Source organism: Mesorhizobium sp. M0870 (assembly GCF_040319775.1).
Taxonomy (GTDB): Bacteria; Pseudomonadota; Alphaproteobacteria; order Rhizobiales; family Rhizobiaceae; genus Mesorhizobium.
The window spans coordinates 34,978-58,970 of record NZ_JAMYOI010000017.1 but is presented as its reverse complement, the minus strand read 5'-3'; the positions used below and the strand labels follow the sequence as shown (position 1 = coordinate 58,970).

22 protein-coding genes, 1 tRNA gene and 1 pseudogene are annotated in these 23,993 nt (G+C 62.7%); 8 read left to right on the top strand and 16 right to left on the bottom strand.

The genetic code is table 11. The features are described 5' to 3' along the window. Window positions 1-21: 21 nt before the first annotated feature. The 4 genes from NKH97_RS20715 to NKH97_RS20700 are packed head-to-tail and all read right to left on the bottom strand — an operon-like array spanning window position 22 to window position 2,541. Window positions 22-822, bottom strand: a complete 801-nt coding sequence (locus NKH97_RS20715; protein ID WP_023811131.1) for a rhomboid family intramembrane serine protease — start codon at window positions 820-822, stop codon at window positions 22-24. Window positions 823-851: 29 nt separating this feature from the next. Beyond that, window positions 852-1,433, bottom strand: a complete 582-nt coding sequence (locus NKH97_RS20710; protein ID WP_023811132.1) for a cob(I)yrinic acid a,c-diamide adenosyltransferase — start codon at window positions 1,431-1,433, stop codon at window positions 852-854. 25 nt (window positions 1,434-1,458) lie between these two features. Beyond that, a complete protein-coding gene (locus tag NKH97_RS20705) occupies window positions 1,459-1,650 on the bottom strand; it encodes a twin transmembrane helix small protein (protein WP_013529428.1) in 192 nt (63 codons plus the stop codon). 24 nt (window positions 1,651-1,674) lie between these two features. Next, on the bottom strand, window positions 1,675-2,541 hold the full coding sequence (locus NKH97_RS20700) for an SDR family oxidoreductase (protein WP_081734841.1): 867 nt from the start codon (window positions 2,539-2,541) through the stop codon (window positions 1,675-1,677). Between the two features lie 55 nt (window positions 2,542-2,596). On the opposite strand from NKH97_RS20700, the gene NKH97_RS20695 reads away from it, so the two are divergent. Next, entirely contained in the window at window positions 2,597-3,448 is an 852-nt protein-coding gene (locus NKH97_RS20695) for a YihY/virulence factor BrkB family protein (RefSeq protein WP_013529430.1), read from the top strand. 167 nt (window positions 3,449-3,615) lie between these two features. Here the strand turns inward: NKH97_RS20695 and NKH97_RS20690 are convergent, their stop codons facing one another. Together NKH97_RS20690 and gluQRS are read right to left on the bottom strand one after the other, a co-directional pair. Further along, a complete protein-coding gene (locus NKH97_RS20690) occupies window positions 3,616-4,509 on the bottom strand; it encodes a DMT family transporter (protein WP_352798677.1) in 894 nt (297 codons plus the stop codon). Window positions 4,510-4,658: 149 nt separating this feature from the next. Beyond that, window positions 4,659-5,534: a tRNA glutamyl-Q(34) synthetase GluQRS gene (gluQRS, locus tag NKH97_RS20685; RefSeq protein ID WP_352798675.1), complete on the bottom strand. Its 876-nt coding sequence runs from the start codon at window positions 5,532-5,534 to the stop codon at window positions 4,659-4,661. Between the two features lie 73 nt (window positions 5,535-5,607). Here gluQRS and NKH97_RS20680 point away from each other — a divergent pair, with 73 nt between their 5' ends. Both NKH97_RS20680 and NKH97_RS20675 read left to right on the top strand, forming a co-directional pair. Then, window positions 5,608-6,249 (top strand): DNA-3-methyladenine glycosylase family protein, encoded by a 642-nt coding sequence (locus tag NKH97_RS20680; RefSeq protein WP_023811137.1) that lies wholly within the window; start codon window positions 5,608-5,610, stop codon window positions 6,247-6,249. Between the two features lie 128 nt (window positions 6,250-6,377). After that, window positions 6,378-6,935 carry an HNH endonuclease gene (locus tag NKH97_RS20675; protein ID WP_006328497.1) on the top strand — a complete coding sequence of 186 codons (558 nt, stop codon included), beginning with the start codon at window positions 6,378-6,380 and terminating at the stop codon, window positions 6,933-6,935. A 162-nt stretch (window positions 6,936-7,097) separates the two neighbouring features. Here NKH97_RS20675 and NKH97_RS20670 read toward each other — a convergent pair whose 3' ends face one another. Then, window positions 7,098-7,616 carry a disulfide bond formation protein B gene (locus NKH97_RS20670; RefSeq protein WP_063173147.1) on the bottom strand — a complete coding sequence of 173 codons (519 nt, stop codon included), beginning with the start codon at window positions 7,614-7,616 and terminating at the stop codon, window positions 7,098-7,100. Between the two features lie 34 nt (window positions 7,617-7,650). Continuing rightward, window positions 7,651-8,238: a YqaA family protein gene (locus NKH97_RS20665; protein ID WP_023811139.1), complete on the bottom strand. Its 588-nt coding sequence runs from the start codon at window positions 8,236-8,238 to the stop codon at window positions 7,651-7,653. A gap of 276 nt (window positions 8,239-8,514) precedes the next feature. On the opposite strand from NKH97_RS20665, the gene NKH97_RS20660 reads away from it, so the two are divergent. Next, window positions 8,515-8,599, top strand: a tRNA-Leu gene (locus NKH97_RS20660). Window positions 8,600-8,641: 42 nt separating this feature from the next. On the opposite strand, the gene NKH97_RS20655 is transcribed toward NKH97_RS20660, so the two are convergent. The 5 genes and pseudogenes from NKH97_RS20655 to NKH97_RS20635 form a co-directional block, all read right to left on the bottom strand. Then, entirely contained in the window at window positions 8,642-9,757 is a 1,116-nt protein-coding gene (locus NKH97_RS20655; RefSeq protein ID WP_352798672.1) for a coiled-coil domain-containing protein, read from the bottom strand. Window positions 9,758-10,143: 386 nt separating this feature from the next. Continuing rightward, window positions 10,144-11,424, bottom strand: a complete 1,281-nt coding sequence (locus NKH97_RS20650; protein ID WP_023811141.1) for a GNAT family N-acetyltransferase — start codon at window positions 11,422-11,424, stop codon at window positions 10,144-10,146. Beyond that, window positions 11,424-12,824: a lipopolysaccharide biosynthesis protein gene (locus NKH97_RS20645; RefSeq protein WP_352798669.1), complete on the bottom strand. Its 1,401-nt coding sequence runs from the start codon at window positions 12,822-12,824 to the stop codon at window positions 11,424-11,426. Before NKH97_RS20645 ends, NKH97_RS20650 begins: the two co-directional genes overlap by 1 nt. Window positions 12,825-13,580: 756 nt before the next feature. Next, a complete protein-coding gene (locus NKH97_RS20640; protein ID WP_352798667.1) occupies window positions 13,581-14,429 on the bottom strand; it encodes a hypothetical protein in 849 nt (282 codons plus the stop codon). 45 nt (window positions 14,430-14,474) lie between these two features. After that, window positions 14,475-14,878: pseudogene (locus NKH97_RS20635) on the bottom strand (transposase); the annotation flags it as partial. Here NKH97_RS20635 and NKH97_RS33330 point away from each other — a divergent pair. Next, entirely contained in the window at window positions 14,852-14,974 is a 123-nt protein-coding gene (locus tag NKH97_RS33330; protein WP_502897085.1) for a DUF6471 domain-containing protein, read from the top strand. The pseudogene NKH97_RS20635 and the gene NKH97_RS33330 sit on opposite strands and share 27 nt — an antisense overlap. 1,035 nt (window positions 14,975-16,009) lie before the next feature. Further along, entirely contained in the window at window positions 16,010-16,294 is a 285-nt protein-coding gene (locus NKH97_RS20625; protein ID WP_352798663.1) for a hypothetical protein, read from the top strand. Window positions 16,295-16,439: 145 nt separating this feature from the next. Here NKH97_RS20625 and secA read toward each other — a convergent pair whose 3' ends face one another. Further along, window positions 16,440-19,172 carry a preprotein translocase subunit SecA gene (secA, locus tag NKH97_RS20620; protein ID WP_352798661.1) on the bottom strand — a complete coding sequence of 911 codons (2,733 nt, stop codon included), beginning with the start codon at window positions 19,170-19,172 and terminating at the stop codon, window positions 16,440-16,442. 268 nt (window positions 19,173-19,440) lie between these two features. Here secA and NKH97_RS20615 point away from each other — a divergent pair, with 268 nt between their 5' ends. Next, a complete protein-coding gene (locus NKH97_RS20615; protein ID WP_352798659.1) occupies window positions 19,441-20,358 on the top strand; it encodes a peptidylprolyl isomerase in 918 nt (305 codons plus the stop codon). Between the two features lie 66 nt (window positions 20,359-20,424). Here the strand turns inward: NKH97_RS20615 and NKH97_RS20610 are convergent, their stop codons facing one another. Next, a complete protein-coding gene (locus NKH97_RS20610; protein WP_352441706.1) occupies window positions 20,425-21,024 on the bottom strand; it encodes a TetR/AcrR family transcriptional regulator in 600 nt (199 codons plus the stop codon). Window positions 21,025-21,327: 303 nt separating this feature from the next. Next, window positions 21,328-22,557 carry a caspase family protein gene (locus NKH97_RS20605; protein ID WP_023811148.1) on the bottom strand — a complete coding sequence of 410 codons (1,230 nt, stop codon included), beginning with the start codon at window positions 22,555-22,557 and terminating at the stop codon, window positions 21,328-21,330. 169 nt (window positions 22,558-22,726) lie between these two features. On the opposite strand from NKH97_RS20605, the gene argJ reads away from it, so the two are divergent. Next, window positions 22,727-23,968, top strand: a complete 1,242-nt coding sequence (gene argJ, locus NKH97_RS20600) for a bifunctional glutamate N-acetyltransferase/amino-acid acetyltransferase ArgJ (protein WP_352613265.1) — start codon at window positions 22,727-22,729, stop codon at window positions 23,966-23,968. Window positions 23,969-23,993: the final 25 nt, after the last annotated feature.

The following is a 23,993-nucleotide window of genomic DNA, read 5'->3' as shown; positions in this document are numbered from 1 at the left end:
CTGCAAGCTGCTCAAATCGGTTCAGTCCGAACTGGAAGCGTTTCCTCGCCCCCAGCGCGGTGTCGCGGCGGGCGGGTCGGGGATCAGCGGTTCCGTGGCAACCGGGGGTTGGTCGGGAGCGGTGGGCGCGACGTCCTCGTCGGCGCCGGCAAACAGCGGCACGCCGCGGCTGCGCAAGACGAGCACAAGAACGGCTCCGGCAATGATGCCGCCGATATGGCAGGCCCACGAAATCTGGTCCTCGCCGCCGGCGGCAAACATCACCACCTGGAACAGCACCCACAAGATGAGCGGGATGAAGGCCGGAATCCGCAGCGGGATGCGGGCAAAGGCCAGCACCCAGACCTTCACCCTGGGATAAAGGATCAGATAGGCGACGACCACGCCGGCGATGGCGCCGGAGGCACCGATCAGCGGCACTTGCGAATCCCAGGCGACGAGGCCCTGGAAAGCGGCGCCGGCGATCGCGCACAACAGGTAGAAGATGAGGTAGCGGATGTGGCCGAGCGCATCCTCGACATTGTCGCCGAACACCCACAGGAACAGCATGTTGCCGCCGAGATGGAAGATGTCTGCATGCAGGAAGGAATAGGTGAGATAGCTCAGGCTTTCGGGGATGACGATGAAACGGGGATCGAGCTCGGCGGTGTCATGGACGACCGACGGGATGAAGCCGAGACCAAGCACGGCGGCATTGGAGAAACTCTCGCCGCCGAGCGCGGTGGCAAGGTAGACCAGGGCATTGACCACGATCAGCCCGATGGTCACATATTGCAGGCGGATGTGCCGCAGCCTGTTGGTGTCGTAAAGCGGGATGAACATTGCCCCAGGCCCTCTTCCGCTTTCGACAATCAGCGGTTCTTGCCGGGAACCCATAGCACGTCGGCGTTTCCGTTGTCATTGACCGCCCGGGCGGCGACAAACAGGAAATCCGAGACGCGGTTGATGTATTTCAGTCCGTCGCGGTTGACGTGCTCGTTCGGGTCCTGGGCAAGGGCCACGATCAGCCTTTCGGCCCGCCGCGCCACGGTGCGGGCAAGGTGAAGTGCCGCCGCTGCCGGCGTGCCGCCATTGAGCACGAAGGATTTGAGCGGCTGAAGCTCCTTGTTGAGAAGGTCGATGTCCTTCTCGACCCGGTCGGTCTGCACGGCGACGATGCGAAGCGGCTCGTAGCCGAGTGGCTTGCCGTCGTCGGGCACGGCGAGATCGGCGCCGAGATCGAACAGATCGTTCTGGATGCGGGAAAGCATGGCATCGATCGCGGGATGGGTCGCGGCCGTGTGGACCCGGGCGATGCCGATGCAGGCATTGGCCTCGTCGACGGTGCCGTAAGCGTCTACCCGCAGGTCGGATTTCAGCCGCCTTTCGCCGGTGCCGAGACCCGTGGTGCCATCATCGCCGGTGCGGGTGTAGATCTTGTTGAGCTTGACCATTTCGCCTCCCCGGCTGCCGATATCCTCACTTGCGGGTGAAATACACCGCAAGCAGGATCAGCACCAGCGCCACGGCCTGCAGCATGACGCGTGCCTGCATCAGCTTGTTCGAGGTGACGCCGGAACCGCCGCGCATCATGTTGATGAGGCCACGAACAAGCACGACCGCAACGGCGACCATGACCAGAATGGCGAGAATGTTGAAGACGGTTGCCATTGTTGCGTTCCAGTTGTTTGGCGTTCAGGCGCGTTTGGCCATCAGGCGGTAGAGCATCGATGCCGGCAGGATGCGTTTGAGCACCGCACCGATCCTGGCCGGCACTGTTACCACATAGTGCGGGCGCGGGCGCCGCGATAGAAGTGCATGGCGCAGCGCCGCATGAACGACTTCCGGCCCTGGCTTCAAGGCCGATTGGCTGCCGCCGGCCCGCAACCGCTCGAGTTGCGCCGCATAGTCCACGCGGTGCACGGAATTTTCGTGGTCGATGCTGCTGAGAAACCAAATGAGGCCATTGCTGGCGATCTTCGACTTCACCGGCCCCGGCTCGATCAGCGAAACGTGGACGCCGCTGCCGGCCAGTTCCTGGCGCTGGCAGAGCATCAAGGCCTCCAGTGCATGCTTCGACGCGGAATAGGCGCCGCGGAAGCGCACCGGCACCAGGCCAAGGATCGACGAGCAGTGGACGATGCGGCCCTGACCCTGGCGGCGCATCACCGGCACCAGTCGGCGGGTCAAATCATGCCAGCCGAAGAAATTCGCCTCGAACTGCTGCTTGAGCGCCGCAACGGGCAGATCCTCGACGGCGCCCGGCTGCGCATAGGCGCCGTTGTTGAACAGGGCGTCGAGCCGGCCGCCGGTGCGGTCGAGCACCGCCGTCACCAGCGCGGCGATGGAGTCCGGCTCGCAATAATCGAGATAGAAGGCCTCGATGCCGTCGGCTTCGAGCGCGGCGATGTCCTGCGGCTTGCGCGCCGTTGCGAACACCCGCCAGCCTTCCGCCTTCAACGCGCGGGCGCAGTACGCGCCTATTCCCGAAGACGCACCGGTGATGATAATCGAGCGCACCTTCTGCGCCGGACTGTTCGTGGTTTCGCCAAGGGTTGCCATTTGCCGCAATCCCTTCCCATATTCCCGGCGTGGAGACAATTGGAGGGCGCGGTTCTTGTTGCGGAAGATCGTAGCCCTCAAGCGGGTTCTCTACGACGCGCTTGGCCATTTCAACACCGATGACGGCTGGGCCATGGCCAGCCATCTGGCGATCACATCGCTGATGGCGCTGTTCCCGTTCCTGATCTTCGCGACGACGCTGGCGAGCTTCCTGGGCGCACAGGCGTTCTCCGACACGGCCGTGCATCTGGTCTTCGACACCTGGCCCGAACAGATCGCCAAGCCGATCGCGCGCGAAGTGCTCAATGTGCTGACCGTCCGGCGCACCGACCTTTTGACCTATGGTGTGGTGCTTGCTGCCTATTTTGCGTCGAACGGCATCGAGGCGCTGCGCACGTCGCTCAACCGCGCCTACCGCGTTTCGGAAACGCGCGGCATCATCTACCGCCGGGTGCAGAGCATCATCTTCGTTCTCATCGCCACGGCCGGTTTCCTGGCGATCAGCGTGCTCCTGGTGTTCGCGCCGCTGCTGGCGCGGCTCGCCGAAGCCCATATCGACTGGATCAAGCCCTATATGGGCACCATCACCCTGTGGCGTTACGTCATCGCTTCGGCGGTCATCGTCGGCGGATTGTTTGCCGTGCATTTCTGGCTGCCGGCGGGCAAGCGCCGCTTCGTCTCGCTGGTGCCGGGCATCGTCTTCACGCTGGCGGCATGGCTTATCGGCTCGACCATCTTCGCCACCTATCTCGACCACTTCTCGTCCTACGTGACGACCTATGCCGGCCTGGCCTCGATCATGATCGCCGTGGTCTTCCTCTACATGGTCTCGGCGATCTTCATCCTCGGCGGCGAGCTCAACGCCGCGATCAGTCGCTATCTGGAGGCGCGTGCGCGGGTGGGATGACAGGTCGAATTGGGGAACTGGGGAATGGGAGAATTGAAGAATTGAAGAATTGACGTAGCACCCAGCGCCAGATGGCCCCCATCTTCCTCAATTCCTCAATTCCTCAATTCCTCAATTCCTCAATTCCTCAATTCCTCAATTCCTCAATTCCTCAATTCCTCAATTCTTCAGTTCTTCAATTCCCCAACTCCCTTGGCCTGCCGAGCCGTTGCCAGGCCAACGCCGAAGGTCGTGATCGCCATGCCGGCGATCTGCAGCGCATTGAGCTGTTCGTCGAACAGGGCCCAGGCGATGATCGCCGTCACCGCGGGCACCAGGTAGAACAGCGAGGCAACTTTCGACATCTCGCCGTCGCGGATCATCACCATCAGCAGGAAGATGGCGCCCAGCGACAGCACCAGCACCAGCCAGGCCATGGCGAAGATCAGCTCGCCATTGATGATGATCGTGTGGGTTTCGAAAGCGAGCGAGGCGAGGAGCATCAGCGAACCGCCGCCGACATATTGCCACATGGTCGCCGCGACCAGGTCGCCGCCGGAGGCGAAGCGCTTCTGCCAGATGGTGCCGGCGCTCATGCCGAGTACCGAGACCAGCGAGGCGGTCAATGTCGCAACTGTTACGCCGCCGCCCAGCGCGCCGAGCTTCGGCCACAGCACGATGACGATGCCGATGAGGCCGATACCAAGGCCAAGCCAGTGGCGCGGCAGGATCGCCTCGCCGAGAAACTTACCGGCAAGCACCGCCGTGATCAGCGGCTGCAGGCCGACGATGAGGGCCGAAAATCCGGCCGGCATGCCCCTGTGGATGGCCCAGAAGACGGCGCCGAGATAGACGCCATGCATCAGGATGCCGGCGCCGGTGGCATGCAGCGCCTCCTCGCGGGTGGCTCTTTTCGAGCCCAGCACAAGCATCAGGACGGCCAGCAGGATGGCGGCGATGACGAAACGCGCGGCGAGGAAGGTGAACGGTTCCGCCCACGGCATGGCGTAGCGCGCGCCGATAAAGCCGGTCGCCCACAGGACGACGAAGGTGGCGGGGATGAACCGCTTGATGCTGTGCATGTTCCGGAGACCGCCGCGCTGGAGGGAGTTGACCGTGGCGCTGCTCTACTGCGCTTCAACCCGGCGCGCAAAACGAAACCGTTGATCCATGCATCACCGGAATTCAACGGGCGGCGCATTTGGCAGGTGGTTTGTCTGACCTCGCCGGCTCAAAGCCCGACTATCCGCCGGATGCCGTCAGGTGATGCGCCCGCATGGCGCAAGGCGGCAAGGCTGGTGTCGCCGAGGCTTTTGGACAGCTTTCGTCCGTCGGGTCCCAGGATGAGACGATGATGGAAATAGGCCGGTTGCGGCAGTCCGAGGAGTTGCTGCAGCAGGCGCTGCACGCCAGTGGCGGAAAACAGATCCTGGCCGCGCACGACGTGGCTGACGTCTTGCAGCGCATCGTCCATGACGACGGCGAGGTGGTAACTGGTCGGAATGTCTCGGCGCGCCAAGATCACGTCGCCCCAGTCCCGCGGGCGGGCTTCGACGGAGCGCGTCGCGGAAAGCGTCTCATCGACGAACTCGGTCCATGAAAGGTGTTTGCCGACACGCGCCATGGCGGCATCGACATCCAGCCGCCAGGCGAAGGGCGCATTCTCGGCGATCCGCCGCTTGCGTTCCTTGACCGGCAGCGCCTTGTCGGCGGCGGGATAGAGCGGCACGCCGTCGGGATCGCGCGGCCAGTCGCGCCCGCGCTTTTCACTGTCGGTGATGAAGGCGCGGATTTCGCCACGGCTCATGAAGGCGGGATAGACGAGTTCGTCCGCGATCAACCGCTCGAGCACCGCCTGGTATTCGGCGAAATGCTCGGACTGGCGGCGCACCGGCTCTTCCCAGCCGAGCCCAAGCCATTTCAGATCGGCAAGCACGCCTGCCTCGAATTGCGGCGTGCAACGCGTCGTGTCGATATCCTCGATGCGCAGCAGCAGGCGGCCGCCTGCTTGTGCCGCCAGTTTCTGGTTGAGCAGCGCCGAATAGGCGTGGCCGAGATGCAGGTCGCCGTTGGGGCTGGGGGCGAAGCGGAATGTCAGGAGTGTCATCTCTCAGGCGGCAATCATGTTTTGCGGCGCTTCGCCAATTGCTACCCTGTCGACGGTCGAGGAACAAGAAAGCATGCGCCGTATCGTGACATCAGACGACATTGCCCGGGGGCTCGATGCGCTTTGCGTGATCGACCCGCGCCTGGAAAAGGTGCGCGGCATGGCCGGCGAGGTGCCGCTGCGGCTGTCCGAGCCGGGGTTTCGAAGCCTGGCGTCGATCGTCGTCTCGCAGCAAGTGTCCCGCGCCAGTGCCGATGCGATCTTCGGCCGGCTGACCAAACTCGTCGATCCGCTGACGCCGCAGGCGATCCTTGCCGCCGGTGAGGACATGTTTCGCGAGGCCGGTCTGTCGCGGCCCAAGCAGCGCGGCCTGATCGCAATTGCCCAGGCGGTGGCCGACGGCCTCGACCTGCATCACCTCTGTTCGCTCGATGCCCAGGAGGCGATCACGACGATGACGGCGGTGTCCGGCATCGGCCCGTGGACGGCGGAAGTGTATCTCTTATTCGCCGCCGGGCATCCCGACATCTTCCCCGCGCGCGACGTCGCGCTGCAGAGCGCGGTCGGCCACGCGCTCGGCATCGAGCCGCGTCCGCCGGAGAAAACCCTGATCGCACTGGCCGAATCATGGAGCCCGTGGCGAGGTGTCGCATCGCGGCTTTTCTGGTCCTATTATCGTGAAACCAGAGGGCGGGACGCCGCGCCGCCGGCCTGAATCCGCAAAAAATCATAAAAATCACGCATTTTTGGCGCTTAGGCCACGCGACAATCCGCTTCACATCCCTGTCATGTCGGGCTTACAGTATCCGCGCCGTTCGGGTCTAGAACCAAGGAGGTGAACACGTGACGGTTGCCGTATCTCCGGATGGGCTTCCAGCACTGGTGCTGAATGCGGATTACCGTCCGCTCAGCTATTATCCCTTGTCGCTCTGGTCGTGGCAGGATGCCATCAAAGCGGTGTTCCTCGACCGGGTGAACATCGTCGCCGAATACGAGCACGCCGTCTCCTCGCCGACCTTCTCGATGAAGCTGCCGAGCGTGGTCAGCCTGAAGGCCTATGTGAAGCCCTCCAGGCACCCGGCCTTCACCCGCTTCAACGTCTTCCTGCGCGACCGTTTCCAGTGCCAGTATTGCGGCACGCCGGAGGACTTGACCTTCGATCACGTCATTCCCCGCCACCGTGGCGGCGCGACGACATGGGAGAATGTCGTTGCCGCCTGTTCGCCCTGCAACCTCAGGAAGGGCGGCATGATGCCGGCGCATGCCAAGATGTGGCCGCTGCAGAAGCCTTTCCAGCCGACGGTGCACGATCTGCACAACAACGGCCGCCTGTTCCCGCCCAACCATCTGCATGAGAGCTGGATGGATTATCTGTACTGGGATGTCGAACTGGAGCCCTGAGATCGTTCGAGAATTCGGGAGGCTGGCCGTCTGGAGCGATTGTCTGCGCTTCCGATGCTCACGGACCAAATGTCCGCTCCGCTTCGGTTCTCGAGAATCACTCCATACGACTCAGCCTGCCGAATTCTTTGAACGATCTCGCGTCGGCGCCATCGCGCCAAATCAGTCGCGGGTGAGGGCGCCGCGGAAGGCTACGGCGGCGAGGATCAGGCTGGCGATGGCGTTCCAGCCGGCCAGCGACAGGCCGAGGATGCGTAAGGCGGCCTTGTCACAGGACGGCGGCACGAATTTGTCGAGCGCGTCGAGCACGCCCTTGCCGCCGGTGTCGACCGGCCCGGCGCCTGCGGTACAATCGGTCGGGCCGGCCCACCACTGCCATTCGACGCCGGAGTGGTAGACGCCGAGATAGAGGCCGTAGAGCATCAGGATGCCGCCGACGGCCAGCAGGCCGCGCGTTAGCCATGCCGGTGCGTGCAGCATCGACGCAATCACCGCCAGCACCATCAGCGGCACGCCGATATAGTAGGGCGTGCGCTGTTCGAGGCAGAGGTGGCAGGGGATGTAGCCGCCGAGATACTGGAAGCCGAGCGCCGAGCCGACGGTGGCGGCCATGGCGACGGCGAGGAACAAGGCGGTTAGCGTGCGCTGGCGTCCGGTGTCGGCATTCATGGTCGCTGTCATTTCAATCGGTCCGTCCGGCTCGCAATGGTTCTGTTCAGAACGCGTATTTGACCAGGATATAGAGCAAAATCAGGGCAGCCGCGCCGGCGCCGGCGATGAGGCCGAGGCGCTTCTCGATGAATTCGCGGATCGGTTCGCCATAATGGCGCAGCAGCCAGGCGAGCAGCAGGAAACGGCCACCGCGGGCCACGATCGCCAGCACCACGAACAACAGCAAATTGACGCCGATGACGCCGGACAGGATCGTCACCACCTTGATCGGCGGCAGGTGGGCAGCGCCCGATGTGATCAGCATCAGGACGATGAAGCCGACGCCTGCCCCCGCGCGCAGCGCTTCGAACTCGTCGTACTTGCCGTAGAATTCGAGGATCGGCCGCGCCACCGCGTCATAGGCGTAGTGGCCGATGAACCAGCCGGCGATGCCGCCCAGCACCGAGGCGACGGTGGCGATCAGCGCATAGCGGTAGGCGCGATCCGGCCGCGACAGCGCCATCGGCAGATAGAGCACGTCGGCCGGCACCAGGAACACCGAGCTCTCGACGAAAGCGATGAAGGCCAGCCACCATTCGGCGGATTTGCGGGCCGCCAGCGACAAGGTCCAGTCGTAAAGTCCGCGAAGCATCGGCACTCCTAATGCGTGTCGTTCAATTGCGCAGGCAGGTTGGGGTGTAACGGCATGCACAGAACAAAGACCCAGAGCACGCCATCCGTCCCCGCAGACGTGCCGCGCTTTGATGCGCCGCCTGTCTAGAAAGATTTTCCGCGCTGCACAATGGCAGCCCCGTCACGAAATCGAAAGGCGCAGTTTGGTCGCATCTTGAGAGCGCCGGAGAATTGGCCAGTTGACGAACAGCCCTCCAACCGTATAGTCCCGCGCCATCCAGGCCGCCCGGCCTGAGCCCCTATGGCGGAATTGGTAGACGCGCTCGACTCAAAATCGAGTTCCGCAAGGAGTGCTGGTTCGATTCCGGCTAGGGGCACCACCCTTCACTCTTCGAGCTTTGGGTGGCAAATCCCCAACGCGATCAAGACGCCTTGCGCGTCGCGGTGGGATCGCCGTCATTGGCCGCGCCAAGCTCGCCAGCCGCCAGCAATTCGTCGAATGTCCGTTCGAGATCGGCATTGTCATCCGCTGCCGGTCCGTTGGGCGGATCCTGGCGTGTCAGCGTTTCCAGCCTGTGGTGAAGCTGGCGGTTCTCATCGCGGCAACGGGCATGCCCGAGCTCGTCGGTCATGTCGCGCAAGCGGAGATCGGCGAGTTGAACCTTCACCGCGCCATAGTCTCGGCGCGCCGCGTCGCGCTCCTGGCGCAACGTCGCAATCTCGGTTTCCGAGGTTTGGCGCCGATGCTCGGCCACGTCCTCGGCGGGCTGTCCCACGCTCGGCGTTGCGCGGACCACGCTTTGATCGGCGGCGCTGCGCTGGAGCGAGCGCAACCTCTTTTCAAGTTCGACGGCCCGTACCTGCGCGGTGGCGGCGCAATCGCCGAGAACGCCGCGCTGATGCTCGACCGTGGACAGCCGCACCTGCAGGTCCTGCTGCACCAGCATCTGCGCAGACAGTTTGCCGGTCAGTCTTTCGTTGTGGAGCTGGTAATCCGCGACTTTGGAACGAAGCAGCATGGCGGCCTGTTGCAAGCTGGCGAGCCGCGATGCAACGTCCTCACGCGCCTGCTCGGCGGCTTGCCTGGCGATGATCTCGTCGCGAAGTTGCCCCGACACGCGCGCCAGGTTCCGGCCCAGACGCTCAACCTCGACATTCGCTTCGAGGAACCGCGTTGCCCGCTGGCCGGCATGCCTGTCCGCTTGCGCAATGGTCTGCCGTGCCTTGTTGAGTTGGACCTCCAGGTCGGCGATTGTCTTGCTCGCGATCGATAGCTCGCGCGATTTTCGCCCAAGCTCTTTCGAGGTGCGATCCTGCAAGCGCTGCAGCTTCGCCACCTCTTCCTGCAATTCCCATTTGTCGGTATCGGGAGCGTCGGCATCGTGGTCAACCAACGACCACGCCAAGTCGTCATCGGCACGTGGATCCAGCCTATCGTTGGACAAGAGCGAGGAGCCGCGCATGGCGCGGGCCTGGCTCGAGCCCGTCCGGGCCGAAGTCGAGCCGAGGGAGGCGGCCAGCGTGTCTGACTGGGCCAATCCGGTCACAGGCTCCTCTTCGAAGAGAGGCAAAGCTTGATGCGTTGCGGCTCGAATGCTTCGAATCAGTTCTTCGAAGTCTTCGTCGGCCCTTCGGACAACGGCGCTGTCCTCCGCACTGATGTGCCGGGCGCCGTTGGCCTCATGATTCAGCGACATTTCTCTCTCATCGCGACCGAATCACTAGATTATCGTGAATTAAGAACAAGAATGCGAGTAGGTCTTATCGGCTTTCACTGGAAATTTCTGCGAGAAATCTCGTTTTTTTATAAGCAGAGATCAATATTCGCGTTGCCTGCTGGCAACCGAAGTAAATTCCCGGTCACCCACCCGTCAAATATTGCAGCGAAGATGTGCCATTCTCCAGAACCGCACCCTGCCTTTTCTTACCGCCGCCCCAGCAAGCTCTTCATGCGGTTGCGCAGCAGGCGGGCCATGTTGCGGGTTTCGCGGTAGAGGTGCAGTTGCGAGGCGGCCTGGCGGGTGAGGCGGTCGGCGTCAGGCGCCAGGCCGATCACCAGGGTGCCCATCGGCTTGCGCTCGGCCCATAGCCGGCTCATCACCGGATGGTCGGGCACCGCGCAGGAATCGGTCATCATGATGTTGGGATCGTCGAGATGCTGCCTGGTCACCTCGATCATGAGCAGCGTGCCGGGCGAATAGCTGGCCAGCGTCTCGTCATAGGCCGTCTTCCAGGTGTAGGCGATGCCGGCTTCGACGAAGACGATCAGGCAGGCGATGGTGCGGCCGTCGAGCGTCAGCGAGTGGATGCGGCACATGTCCTGTTCGGCCAGCCGGTGCACGGCTTCGCGGGCGAAGGCGGCGCGGAAGCGGTCGATCGCCATGGCGGTGCGTTCGCGGCCTTTCCAGCCGGCCGCTTCCAGCGACAGGAAGCCTTCGATGGCATGGCGGATGTCTTCGGGGCCGCGCGCCACGACATGCTCAAGCTTGCCAAGGTCGCCAAGGCGCCGCTTCAGGCGGCGGAACTCGCGATAATGGTGCGAGCGCAGCGAGGCCTTCAGATAATCGTCTCCATCGAGCTCGCTCTCCAGCGCCGGGCGCTGGCTCTGGCCGGTGGTGACCAGCGTCAGGCCGCGCGCCTCGGCCACGGTGGCGAGCAGGCTCGCCACCGGGCCATCGAGCCGGATGTCGGGCAGGACGAACACTTTCGGCAGCTTGAGATGCGGGCGCGACAGCATCGCGAAGAAGTCCTCGACGACGCCGACCGGGTCGTCGCGGTCGACCAGCGGCGTGCCGAGCGGACCGAACGGGCTCGACCATGTGCGCATGACCGGCACGCCGAGCGGCACCACCGGCCGCTCAACCGAGAACGGCACCAGAAGGCGCAGCCGGTTGCGGTATTCGTCGCCGTCGCGGATGACCGCCAGCCGCACCTCGCGATCCTCCAGCCGCGGCATGGCGGGCGCTAGGAAGCGCGGGTTGAAGAACACGTTGGACTCGACCGTGCGGGCGCAGAGATAGTCCAGCTCCTCGACCAGGTCGAAACCGGCCGATGCCGGGTAGATGGCGAGCTTGCGCTCGGGCCGGTTGTTGGCGAGGATCTCGATATGGGCGGGGTCGGCATCGCGGGTCAGCCCGGCAAGCCCCGACACCATGGCGCCGGCGGTGCCGCCGCTGGTTTCCTCAAGCAACGGGATGGCAGCCATCACGCGGCTCCTTTCGCAGGCACGAAGATAAGCATGACGATGCCGAGCTTGCGCCACACCGTGAAGGAGAGCGCGCCGGCTTCGAAGATCATGGCAAAGGCGGTGGCCATTGCCGCGCCCCACAGGCCGAACATCGGGATGAGCACCACATTGAGGGCGATGTTGAAGGCCAGCGTCATGGCATAGACGGCGGCGCAGATGTTCTGGTTGCCGCTCATCGTCAGCAGGCTTTCGCAGGGGCCGACGGCGGCCCGCGCCACGACGCCGAAGACGAGCAGAAACAGCAGCGGATAGCCTGATGTGAATTCAGGGCCGAACAGCACCAGCATCGGCTCGCCGAGCGCCAGCACCAGCAGCGCCATTAAGAGCGATGGCCAGAACGTCCACGACACCGTCTCGCGGGCAAAGGCGGCAAGCCTTTGCGGGTCGCCATGGGTGAACTGGGCGTAGCGCTGGGCAACGCCGGCCTTGACGGCGAAATAGACGAAATGCACCAGCGCCAGCGTCTTCACGGTGGCGAAATAGACGGCGACGTCGTTGGGATCCATGTAGGCGCCGACCATCAGCACGTCGGCATTGGTCAGCAGGAAGAAGAAGCTTTCGACCAGGAAAATCGGCAGCGAGACGATGAACCATTGCGCGAAATGCACCTTCATCGGCCCGGCCGGGATCTTCTTTTCCATGCGCTGGGTGACACCGATGAGCTGACCAAGCGTGGTGGCGTAGGTGGCGGCGATCGAGGCGAAGATGGCGGTCTTTGCGTCAGGGGCGTAGCCCGCCAGCAGCATCAGGGCCATGAACAGCAGGATCAGCACCGGTCGCACGAGATAGGTCGGCGACAGGGCAAACAGCGCCCAGCTGTTGGCGCGTGCCAGGCCCGACAAAAGGTCGGACATGGCGATCATCGGCAGGCAGATGACGCCGAGGATGAACGGGATCACATAGTAGTTCTCGATCCAGGGTGCCGCCAGCCAGACGCCGAGCGCACCGAGCCCGGCAATCAGCGTGGAGGCGATCAGCACGAACAGACGGCTGGCCAGTACGATGCCGCGCAGCTCATCCATCAAGCCGCGCTCGCGATATTCGGGAATGTAGCGGATGACGGAGGTGTGGAAGCCCAGGCAGGCGAGGTTGCCGACGATGACCATCGTCACCCAGACGAGGACGAAGATGCCATATTCGAACGAGCCCATCCAGCGTGCCATCAGCACCTGGCTGACGAAGGCGATGACGGCGCTGACGATGCGGACCGAGAAGGCGATGACCGACATGCGGCTCGCCTCGCCGCGCTCGTCGGCGGTGAACAGCACGGCATCGATGCGGCCAAGCAACGGCCCCATGCGCAGCGCCCAACGCTGCGGCAAGAACCGCCCGGCAGTCGTGGCCGCGGAAAAGCGCACCCCGATTTCTCTCCGTTTTCCGCTTCTTTTCAGGGTTGGGTGTAGCGGAGACACATTAAGAAACGGTTGGGTGGGGGGGGGCGGGTGCGCAGCGGACGAAAAGCAAACGATTTGGCTTTTCGAGTGGCGAACGGTGAAGACCCGGTCCGCCTTCGGGCGGATCAAAAAGGTCCAGTGGACTTCGCGGTATTATGTAGCAAAAGCACCAGCTTCCTACACGACCTAAAGGGTGGGTTCCCATAAAGTCCGGGGCATGCCGAGAGTTGCCCCCCATCGTCCGTTCGACCCGATACGAACACGCCATCAATACGCTGGTGGCGAAGCGGTCGGAGATATCCGGGGCGATCCTGTACAATGGGGCGAACCTGGCTCACCAGCTACCGCACGTTGACGCGGTGCTGTTGATCCTTGGCTACAGGGGCGAGCCCCTTCGAGATCATGCCGCTACGGCGTACCCCAAGCCGATTTCGCAAAGGCGAGCTTTACCGGCTGATCTTGAAGCACGAGGCGGAAGGGAGCGCATCAAGCCGCGAAACCGCAACACGCATCGTAAAGGCAAACGGATGGGATGCCGCGCTCGTGAAGCCGCTCATGAACAACATCAAGACGGCCAAAGGGTGGCGTCGGCGGAAGGCAGCGCAAGCTACGCGCTTGCGGGCGGGATGAGTTTAGACGTTAGCGCCCGCTTTACGCGCGGCTACAATGCGCGGGTTGACCTTGTGGCCACGCCCAGCGCGGATTTTAAGCGCAGAATCGCTATTCGCCTTTAGCTGCTGCCGCAGCGAGGCGACTTCTGAGTCGTTGAAATGGGCTGGCCCCATCGGAGCTTGGGTTTCTTTTTGGCCAGTCGGCCAAAAATGTTCCTTCACTCTCTGTAAGACACCGAATGTCATGGCCAATTTCCTCTATCCAGAGGGACGAAATGTCCACAGAATAAGTCGACTTAAGCACATCAACCGTATTCCCAGCAATGGGAAAACGACAGTTTAGGCCGTCATTGGTTGATAAAGCCGTAACTGCTGCGATTGTTCCACCCTTGGAAAGGATGTAGGTTCGAAGCGTCGCCAACGTGCCGCCAAGAGTACAATTGTCGTCGGCTAAGACATAGGCGCAATCTTGTCGCACCTCTCCCGTAAAGGCCGGCTGCCACAAAAACCGTGGGAACCGCTTCAATTTCGTGCGGCCCGGACGCGCCGTTTCGATGATCTGGTCATCGATTGGGCAGTCCATTTCTTGGGCGAGATACGCGGCGTAGGCAAATGGAAGCGCATTTGTCGGGCGAAGGGAATTTCCTCCTTCGTCCATATCGTGAGGGTCATATTCCGGGTGAGGAATCACTATCCGAACTGGTTTTTTCGTGGCGAGAACAAGATCAACGATCTGCTCAACCACAGTCTGACGAACGCATTGGTCGATCAAATCAGCAGCGGCGCTTTCGTCAAAATGCTTCTTGGCGCGCTCGTATATCTCTGTTCCCCTAGCCGCTTCCTTTGCGGATTTCTTATAGGTCCCCTTCAACTCACCCCATCGACAGTGCGAAAGGATGAGCTGCGGGTCATCTGCCTGCCAAGGTAGACGTGGATGCCGGCCAATTTTGCTATTCACGCGGGCACATTCAACAGAATCTCAACAATCGCCCCTTCTGCAATACTATTCCGCTCTTTGCCAGTACCCAGCCCATATGCGGCTAACAGAATGATTGAGCGCGCCGCCAAGGAGGGCGAAGGCATTGCCGCCATTTGACCGGCGACGGTGATCTTCCAATCATGCGGCGTGGTTGGCGTACTGGTAGAGGTATCAGTGCGAAACGTGGTAGTGCTGACCGGCGACCATCCGGCGAAGGCGGCTGAAATAGCTTTCCACCAGTTGGTATGCTTGCCGTGACCGTCGCTGTAGCTTTCCGAGTGGTTGATACGGGTCGAAGCGTAATCGGCTTCCAAGGCGTCCCAATGGTTCGCTTCGTCCGCGAACAGCTTGGAACCGGCCAGCATGCGAGCGCGGGCGATTTCGACGCCTTCGGCTTCGCGATGACGGACGAACGTCAAGGTGCGCCCAGCAACATCAGCCGTGGGGGGGTTACCGCTGCTTTTCTTCTGCAATGTCTGGCGGCAATAGGAACGGCAACGGTTCCCCTTTCGGCAACAGACTGATCGGACCGCCCCACCGGCTGGGCTTTTGCGGCCTATACAGCTTACCGTATTTCGATTCACGTTTGACTTGGTCATATTCACTAACGAGCGTGTTGTGCGCCTCGCGCCACTCTTCCCACGCTTCACGAACTGACTGATCTTCCAGCAAATTTTTCTCTGAAGATCCCGCCAACTCAACCGTCTGGCGACAAAATGCCTTATAACCTTTTTCGATCTGGTCGACGCAATCCACCAGCTCTTGAAATGGGACATACTCCATCGGGCTTCCAGCTAGGCGGCCAGACAGTTCGGAAAATCCGTCGCGAAACTGGTTTCGTTCATAAGAATATTGATACAGCAGACCACGCGCGGCGTAGTCTTGTAGAATGGCATTGTCCGTTAGTTTTTCGATGATGGTCCGCTGCAACAGTTCTTGCGCATATCCCGCAGGGATAACCTTTTCGACGGCGAAGTTCGTGAGGCTCTCATGGGCGGCGTGATCAAAGAAATAGTTTGGATAAGACCCGTCTTCGTTATAATGGCGTGACGTTGGCTCCGTAGCCGGTTGATTGCCATTCCCTTTCTCTGTTCCTGCGGTCGGGGCTGCACGCGGCCACGAAACCCACATCAACCACATGGTCGAGATAAGTGCGAAGCCCCATGGTACGCCCCACGGCAGGCCGATAATCCAAGCAAGGATTTGATCTAACCTGGTCATCGCCACGCCAACGTCATCCGGAGCAGTTGACCAGCCAACCAAATCAAGGGCAGTCCGAACGCCAAGGAGCATCCATCCGCCAGCCGCGACGACAAAACTCGCAAGTCGTTTTAAGATGATGCTCCCCATAGGTGGCAGGTAAGCAGGAATCCTTCTGGTTGTGGAGTCGCCACTTCTCCCGCAAGATGAATGCCTGTGCATTCTGGGGGGATTGCGACGCGGGTTTTACCTGTCGCGCTGTTCATGGTGAGGAATGGGGATAAGCGCTCACGGGTGGTCGCTGCACTAAACAAGACGAGGCATAATTCGAGTCAGATCGAATCCGTGCGTCCGTGGACATGGCAAGAAACCAACTCGACCTTTTTGGCGCCGAAGAACAGTCGGAGCTCTTCGACGAAGATGCGCCGACCGTTTATTATCATGGCGATCCGGACAGGGTACGCGCGCGATTGCACAGGCTTATCGCCGAGGCACGCAGTGCGGAAACGTTGCCTTGGGATCAGGACAGCACCCGGCTCTATCGCAAAATCGTGCCCCAGATGGTGCTTTGGCTGCCGGAGGAAGAAGCCGCGCAGTTGAAGTTCGAGTTCGAGGCTGAAATGGTTCGGCTGAAGGCGGCTTAGCCGGCGCTAAGCGCCCCCCTCTGGCCTGCCGGCCATCTCCCCCACGGGTGGGGAGATTGGCTAATCGCGAACGCCGCCGCCGCCCCTCATCCGCCCTTCGGGCACCTTCTCCCCGTGAACGGGGAGAAGGGAAGAGGCGCCTTCCTTACGCGAACGCCCCATGGCAATGCTTGTACTTCTTCCCCGAGCCGCAGGGGCAGGCTTCGTTGCGGCCGACCTTGCCCCAGGTGGCAGGGTTGTTGGGGTCGCGATCTTCGGGAGCGACGATGGCGGTTGTCTCCGGGCGGACCAGAAGCGCCGTCTCGCCGCCTTCGAAGTCGTTCTCGCCGGTGGTGCCGTCGATATGGGTGCCGAACATGTCGGGGGCCTCGGGCGGCGGTGCGTCGGCGGCCTGGCGGACCAGTTCGACGCGCATCAGCTGCGCGGTGACGGCCTGGCGCAGATTGCCCAGCATGGCCTGGAACAGCTCGAACGCCTCGCCCTTGTATTCCTGCAGCGGATCGCGCTGGGCGTAGCCGCGGAAGCCGACGACCGAACGCAGATGGTCGAGATTGACGATGTGCTCGCGCCACAGATGGTCGAGCGTCTGCAACACCACCGAACGCTCGACATAGTTCATCACCTCGGGACCGAAGCGCTCGGCGCGCTCCTTGGCGGCGGCTTCGGCGGCCTGCCCGATGCGCTCGCGGATGTCGTCCTCGGCGATGCCCTCTTCCTTGGCCCAGTCCTCGACCGGCAGGTCGAGGTTCAGGAACTCGGCGATCTCGGCCTTCAGCCCGGCAACGTTCCACTGCTCGGCATAGGCGTTTTCGGGAATGGCCTTGGCGACGATCTCGTCGATGACGCCTTCGCGCATCTCGGCGATCGTTTCGGAGAGGCCCTCGCCGTCCATCAGCTCGATGCGCTGCTCGAACACCACCTTGCGCTGGTCGTTGGAGACGTCGTCATATTTCAGAAGGTTCTTGCGGATGTCGAAGTTGCGCGCCTCGACCTTCTTCTGCGCCTTCTCCAGCGCCTTGTTGATCCACGGATGGATGATCGCCTCGTCTTCCTTGAGGCCGAGCTTCTGCAGCATGCCGTCCATGCGCTCGGAGCCGAAGATGCGCATCAGATCGTCCTGCAGCGACAGGAAGAATTTCGAGCGGCCGGGGTCGCCCTGACGGCCGGAACGGCCGCGCAACTGGTTGTCGATGCGGCGCGATTCGTGGCGTTCGGTGGCCAGTACGTAGAGGCCGCCGGCGGCCAGCGCCTTTTCCTTCAGCCGCTCGATGTCGGCAATAATTTCCTTTTCCCGCGCTTCGCGCTCGGGTCCGGCCGGCATGTCGCCGAGTTCGTCTTCAATGCGCATCTCGGCATTGCCGCCGAGCTTGATGTCGGTGCCGCGGCCGGCCATGTTGGTGGCGATGGTGATAGCGCCTGGCTTGCCGGCCTGGGCGACGATCGCCGCCTCGCGCTCGTGATGACGGGCGTTCAGCACTTCGAAATCGGTAAAACCTTCCTTGCGCAGGCGCTCGGCCAGTTGCTCGGACTTTTCGATGGAAGTGGTGCCGACCAGCGTCGGCTGGCCCTTGGCGCTGGCTTCGCGGATCTCCCTGACGATCGCCTTGTATTTCTCCTCGACAGTCCGGTAGACCTCGTCGTCCTCGTCGATGCGCACGACCGGCAGATTGGTCGGGATCTCGGTGACTTCCAGGCCGTAGATGTTGCCGAATTCCTCAGCCTCGGTCAGCGCCGTGCCGGTCATGCCGGAGAGCTTCTTGTAGAGGCGGAAATAGTTCTGGAAGGTGACGGAGGCCAGCGTCTGGTTCTCCGGCTGGATCGCCACATGCTCCTTGGCTTCGAGCGCCTGGTGCAGGCCTTCCGAATAGCGGCGGCCCGGCATCATGCGGCCGGTGAACTCGTCGATGATGACGATCTCGCCATTGCGGACGATATAGTCCTTGTCCTTCTGGAACAGCCGGTGCGCCTTCAGCGCATTGTTGACGTGGTGGACGATGGCGACGTTCTCGACGTCGTAGAGCGACTCGCCCTTGAGCAGGCCGGCGTCGCGCAAAAGGTTCTCGAGCTTCTCGGTGCCTTCCTCGGTGAAGATCGAGGTCTTCTGTTTCTCGTCGATCTCATAATCCTGCGGCTGCAGCTGGATGATGAAGGTGTCGATGGTGTTGTACATTTCCGAACGGTCCTCGAGCGGACCGGAAATGATCAGCGGCGTGCGCGCCTCGTCGACCAGGATGGAATCGACTTCGTCGACGATCGCGTAATTGTGACCGCGCTGCACCATCTGGGCGCGCTCGTATTTCATGTTGTCGCGCAGATAGTCGAAGCCAAGCTCGTTGTTGGTGGCGTAGGTGACATCGGCGGCGTAGGCGGCGCTGCGCTCCTCGTCGGAAAGGCCGTGGACGATGACCCCAACCGAGAGGCCGAGGAACTTGTAGACGCGGCCCATCCATTCGGAGTCGCGGGTGGCCAGGTAATCGTTGACGGTGACGACGTGGACGCCCTTGCCGGCGAGCGCATTGAGGTAGACCGGCAGCGTCGCGACCAGGGTCTTGCCCTCGCCGGTGCGCATCTCGGCAATGCCGCCATTGTGCAGCACCATGCCGCCGATCAGCTGGACATCGAAGGGGCGCATGCCGAGCACGCGGCGCGCTGCCTCGCGGGCGGTAGCGAAGGCCGGGATCAACAGGTCGTCGAGCGTGGCGCCATTGGCGATGTCCTGGCGGAATTTCGCGGTGCGGCCGACCAACTCCTCGTCGGAAAGCGCCCGCATCTCGTTTTCCATGGCGTTGATCGCCTCGACACGAGGCCGGGTCGATTTGACCCGACGGTCATTGGAGGAACCGAAAACCTTACGGGCGAGACCGCCGAGACTGACCATCCAATGGTCCTTTCGATAGAATTCTCAATCTTGAGATGAGCGCCGGCCGGCCCCATCAATTCCACGTGAACACTGGCAAACACATTAGTGAACACTGGCAAACACAAAAAGCGCCCGGAAAACGGTTCTGGACGCAAAGTCGTTGGACAGATAAGAGGGGGCTCAACTGATGTCAACGCCGCGCCGGCCCTCCTGGCTGCGCCAAATTCCGCCACAATCTGGCCGATCTGGAAGCACCCCTCTTAACAATCCCCACCGGAGTCGCCCTATGTCCCTGTTGTTCCGCCGCGCGTCGCTCGCCAGCCTTGGCTTGGCCGTCGGCCTGTCGGCCCTTTCGCTCTCGCCTGTGATGGCGCAGCAAACCGCTCCCGCTCCGGCGGATGCAGCAGCGCCGGCCGCGGCACCGGTCGATCCGAATAAGGTTATCGCCACGGTCAACGGCCAGCCCCTGACCGAAGCAGATCTGGTGCTTGCCGAAGGGGAATTGTCGCAGCAGTTCGCGCAATTGCCGCCCGAGCAGCGCCGTGCCGCCGCCCTTTCGGCTGCCATCGAGATCCGCGTCATGGCCGCCGAGGCGGTCACCACAGGGCTCGACAAGGATCCCGACTTCCAGCGCCGCATGGCTTTCCTGCAGCAGCGCGCGCTGCATGGCGAGATGGTCGAGAAGGGCGTCGTCGACAAGGTCACCGACGCCGAGGTCCGCGCCCGTTACGACCAGGAAATCGCCAACACGCCGCCCACCAACGAGCTGCATGCCCGTCACATCCTCGTGAAGACGAAGGAGGAGGCCGAGGCGATCATCAAGCAGCTCGACGGCGGCGCCGACTTCCAGAAGCTCGCCAACGAGCACACCAGCGATCCCTCGGGCAAGACCAGCGGCGGCGATCTCGGCTGGTTCGGACCTGGCCAGATGGTGCCGGAGTTCGACAAGGCGGCCTCCGCGCTTGAGGTCGGCAAATACACCGAGCAGCCGGTGCAAACGCAGTTCGGCTGGCATGTCATCAAGCTCGAGGACAAGCGCACCAAGCAGCCGCCGGCCTTCGAGGACGTCAAGGACCAGGCCAAGCAGGCGGTCATCCGCGACAAGTATTTCGCACTGGTCAAGTCGCTGCGCGCCGGCGCCAAGATCGAGATCCCCGACGCGAACCTGAAGAAGACGGTCGATACGCTGGAAAGCGCCAAGTAAGACTGATAGCTCCTTGAAAAAGGGCGCGGCAGCCAGGGGTTGCCGCGCCCTTTCTCATTGCCATCTTTACGGGGCGGGCGCCGCTATGCCTCGCATCACGTAGTTGACCGCCTTGCCGATGGTCGCTTCGTCCTCGTCGAGCCGGTTGGTCAACAGATGTCTCCAGGCGAAGGAGGCGATGAGGTCTGCGACAACAGCTGAATCGATTTCGGCCGGGATTTCGCCCCTTGCCTTGGCGCGTTCGATGATCTGGCCGGTATGGGACCGTCGGCCCAGCGAGTAGTCGGCAAGGGCTGCGGCAGCGGTCTCGTCGGACTGGGCCTCGGCGATCAGCGACCGGAACACGCTTCCCGACGATGTCTCGCGCCAGTGGGTGAACAGGTTTTTCAGGAAGCCGACGAGATCCTCCTCCAGCCGCCCGGTATCGGGAACATCGACGCGCTTCTGGCGCTGGTAGACTTCGAGCAGCAACGCCGCCTTGCTCGGCCACCAGCGATAGATGGTGGGTTTGCCGGCGCGGGCCCGCCGCGCCACCGCTTCGATGGAAAAACCGGCATAACCGGCTTCGACCAGCACGGCCTCGGCGGCTTCGAGAATGGCATCGGCGCTGTCGGGGTTGCGCCGCGCACCGATCGATCTGCGCGCCGGATCGGCGTCCTCGGCCATCTCTGTCTCCTCGCCAACACTATCGCCGGCAATATAGGCGACCCGACGCTCAAACGAAACGGCGCGTTTTCAAGCTTCAGGAACGGATGGTAGCGGCAGGGGTTAAGTTTATTCTCTGGAAGTCTACCGGCGTGTCGGTTGGCGAAGCTCCAAAGGCAAAAACCCGCCGGGCGGCGGGTCACTGGCGCAAATCAGCACCATGGGCAAAAATGTAGCATAGCTGCCCTCACCGAGTCAAGAAAAAATTCCTATCGCTATGAGACGCTGCCGGCTTAAATTGCCCGGCTGGCCGTGGGATCACGCCTACTGCATCGCCTGCGATGTCTCGGATTCGATACGCCAGCCGCCGCCGGCCTTGACCAGCCCAAGCGTGACGCGCGCCTTGCCGGTCAGGCGTGCCGCCGACGTGTCCTTTGGAAGATAGTCGTAGCGCATCGCAAAGACTGCCTCGGCGCGATCTTCGCCCTGCGGAGCGACTTCCAGGCTGCCGGCCTCCATGCTTAGCGACCAGGAGGCCCACTGCGCGAACCAGTCGGCCTTGACCTTGACGATGGCGTCGGCGTCGTAGCGGGTTCCGAAGATGATGGCGGATGGGCCGTAGAGCCGTTTGACGGTCTCGCTCATCGCCCTGGTGTCCGGCGTCAGATAGTCCTGGCGCAGGAATTTCTCGATCGATCCCTTGTCGTCGCCGACAGAGCGTTCAAGTGCGGCGACTTCCGTCGAAGGCGCCGGCGCCGCGGCCGGCCTTTGTGGCTCTGCGGGTTGTCCGTCCGAGACGAATTCGAAGCGTTCGAGCAGCGATCCCTGCTCCCAGGGGCGCTGGGTTTCGCGGGTTTGCGAAACCACGTCGCGGCGCACCGCGATCATCATGTCGTTGATGCTCTGGCCGGGCTCGGCGATGTGGCGCAGCAGGGCGGCGGCGAAGGGCGAGTTGCGTCCGCTGCCGTCCATGGCGACAGCGCCAGGTGCCGTCGAGAAGGCGATGAACGAGCCGCGCGTCGAATCGAATTGCGCCAGCCCGGCCAGCGCCTTCGCCGAGCGCGTGGTGGCGGTGCGGCTGAGACTGCGGGCAAATGGATTGTTGCGGCAGGCATCGAGAAACACCAGGCTGACCTTGGTCTGCTGTTCCATGATGTCGAGGACTTCGTCGATCGGCACGGCCTCGAGCTGCAGCTTGACCGGTACGTCCAGCCTGGCGTCGACCGGCACGATGTAGTTGCGCCCGTCGACCTGCAGGCCGTGGCCGGCATAATAGAAAAGCCCGACGCCGGCGCCCTGGAGCGCATCGGAAAACGCGCCGATGCTGCGTTCGAGTTCACGCTTGCCGAGATCATTGCCCTCGATGACCTCGAAGCCGATCGAGCGCAGCTTGTCGGCGATGTCGAGGGCGTCGTTCACAGGATTGGCCAGCGTGCCGGCTTCGGCGTAAGTGCCGTTGCCGATGACAAGCGCTACCCGCCGTTGCGGCTGCGCATCCGCGCTCAGCAGCAAAAGTCCCAGAAATGCCCATGCAAGGATCGCAAGCCTGCCCATGGGGCAGATCATAACGCCATCGGCCCCGGCGACGCCATCGGATTTGAAATGCAGGCCTAACCACGAGCGGGTTCGAGCTCCCGGGCAAGAGCGACGAAAACGCCTTGCGCCCGCGCGGTCTATCGGGCAAACCGGCCTTCCCCTGCGATTTTTCCCGCCCGAGGCCTCCATGTCCACGACGATTTCGCCGCTCGCGCCGAAGAAATACCCCAAAATGCCGGAAATCGAAGGGGTGCGCATCGCCACCGCCGAGGCAGGGATAAAGTACAAAAACCGCACCGATCTTTTGACCATGGTCTTCGATGAAGGCACCGCGATCGCCGGCGTGTTCACGAAATCGAAATGCCCTTCGGCGCCGGTCGACTTCTGCCGGCAGAATCTCGGCGCGGGCAAGGCCCGGGTGCTGGTCGTCAATTCCGGCAACGCCAACGCCTTCACCGGCAAGAGAGGCCGCGAGTCGACCGCGCTGACCGGCGAGGCGGCCGCGAAGGCGGCCGGCTGCACGGCAGCGGAGGTTTTCCTGGCCTCGACCGGCGTCATCGGCGAGCCGCTCGATACCAGCAAATTCAGCCATCTGCTCGCGGGACTGGTCAGCAACGGCAAGCCTGAGCTGTGGACCGAAGCGGCAAAGGCGATCATGACCACGGATACCTATCCGAAACTGGCGACCGCGACCGTCAAGCTCGGCGATACCGACGTCACCATCAACGGCATCTCCAAGGGCGCCGGCATGATCGCGCCCGACATGGCAACGATGCTCTCCTTCATCGCCACCGACGCGCCGATCGCCGCCCCTGTTCTGCAGGACCTGTTGTCGCGCGGCACGGCCAAGACCTTCAACGCGGTCACCGTCGACAGCGACACCTCGACCAGCGATACGCTGCTGATCTTCGCCACCGGCAAGGCTGCCAAGCGTGGCGCGCCAGAGATAACCGACCCCAAGGATGCCCGTCTCGGCGCGTTCCGCCGGGCACTCGGCAAGGTGTTGAAATCGCTGGCGCTGCAAGTGGTGCGCGACGGCGAGGGCGCCCGCAAGCAGGTCGAAGTCACCGTCACCGGCGCCAAATCGGCGCGCTCGGCCAAGCGCATCGCGCTGTCGATCGCCAATTCGCCGCTGGTCAAGACGGCGGTCGCCGGCGAGGATGCCAATTGGGGCCGCGTCGTCATGGCCGTCGGCAAGGCCGGCGAGCCCGCCGATCGCGACCGGCTGTCGATCTGGTTCGGCGACAACAGGCTGGCGCATGAAGGCGAGCGCGATCCTGGCTATTCCGAGCAGGCGACGTCGGCCTATATGAAGCGCGACGACATCCGTATCCGCGCCGATATCGGCATCGGCCGCGGCAAGGCGACGGTGTGGACTTGCGATCTCACCAAGGAATATGTCGCCATCAATGGCGATTATCGGAGCTGATGGTTTTGGGTTCCAGGCATCCGGC

What these genes read in the sequence shown, in the direction of transcription:
- NKH97_RS20715 (WP_023811131.1), bottom strand. Translation starts at nt 822, where the DNA reads ATGTTCATCCCGCTTTACGACACCAACAGGCTGCGGCACATCCGCCTG.
- NKH97_RS20710 (WP_023811132.1), bottom strand. Translation starts at nt 1,433, where the DNA reads ATGGTCAAGCTCAACAAGATCTACACCCGCACCGGCGATGATGGCACC.
- NKH97_RS20705 (WP_013529428.1), bottom strand. Translation starts at nt 1,650, where the DNA reads ATGGCAACCGTCTTCAACATTCTCGCCATTCTGGTCATGGTCGCCGTT.
- NKH97_RS20700 (WP_081734841.1), bottom strand. Translation starts at nt 2,541, where the DNA reads ATGGCAACCCTTGGCGAAACCACGAACAGTCCGGCGCAGAAGGTGCGC.
- NKH97_RS20690 (WP_352798677.1), bottom strand. Translation starts at nt 4,509, where the DNA reads ATGCACAGCATCAAGCGGTTCATCCCCGCCACCTTCGTCGTCCTGTGG.
- gluQRS (WP_352798675.1), bottom strand. Translation starts at nt 5,534, where the DNA reads ATGACACTCCTGACATTCCGCTTCGCCCCCAGCCCCAACGGCGACCTG.
- NKH97_RS20680 (WP_023811137.1), top strand. Translation starts at nt 5,608, where the DNA reads ATGCGCCGTATCGTGACATCAGACGACATTGCCCGGGGGCTCGATGCG.
- NKH97_RS20670 (WP_063173147.1), bottom strand. Translation starts at nt 7,616, where the DNA reads ATGACAGCGACCATGAATGCCGACACCGGACGCCAGCGCACGCTAACC.
- NKH97_RS20665 (WP_023811139.1), bottom strand. Translation starts at nt 8,238, where the DNA reads ATGCTTCGCGGACTTTACGACTGGACCTTGTCGCTGGCGGCCCGCAAA.
- NKH97_RS20650 (WP_023811141.1), bottom strand. Translation starts at nt 11,424, where the DNA reads ATGGCTGCCATCCCGTTGCTTGAGGAAACCAGCGGCGGCACCGCCGGC.
- NKH97_RS33330 (WP_502897085.1), top strand. Translation starts at nt 14,852, where the DNA reads ATGACGGACGAACGTCAAGGTGCGCCCAGCAACATCAGCCGTGGGGGG.
- NKH97_RS20625 (WP_352798663.1), top strand. Translation starts at nt 16,010, where the DNA reads ATGGCAAGAAACCAACTCGACCTTTTTGGCGCCGAAGAACAGTCGGAG.
- secA (WP_352798661.1), bottom strand. Translation starts at nt 19,172, where the DNA reads ATGGTCAGTCTCGGCGGTCTCGCCCGTAAGGTTTTCGGTTCCTCCAAT.
- NKH97_RS20615 (WP_352798659.1), top strand. Translation starts at nt 19,441, where the DNA reads ATGTCCCTGTTGTTCCGCCGCGCGTCGCTCGCCAGCCTTGGCTTGGCC.
- NKH97_RS20610 (WP_352441706.1), bottom strand. Translation starts at nt 21,024, where the DNA reads ATGGCCGAGGACGCCGATCCGGCGCGCAGATCGATCGGTGCGCGGCGC.
- NKH97_RS20605 (WP_023811148.1), bottom strand. Translation starts at nt 22,557, where the DNA reads ATGGGCAGGCTTGCGATCCTTGCATGGGCATTTCTGGGACTTTTGCTG.
- argJ (WP_352613265.1), top strand. Translation starts at nt 22,727, where the DNA reads ATGTCCACGACGATTTCGCCGCTCGCGCCGAAGAAATACCCCAAAATG.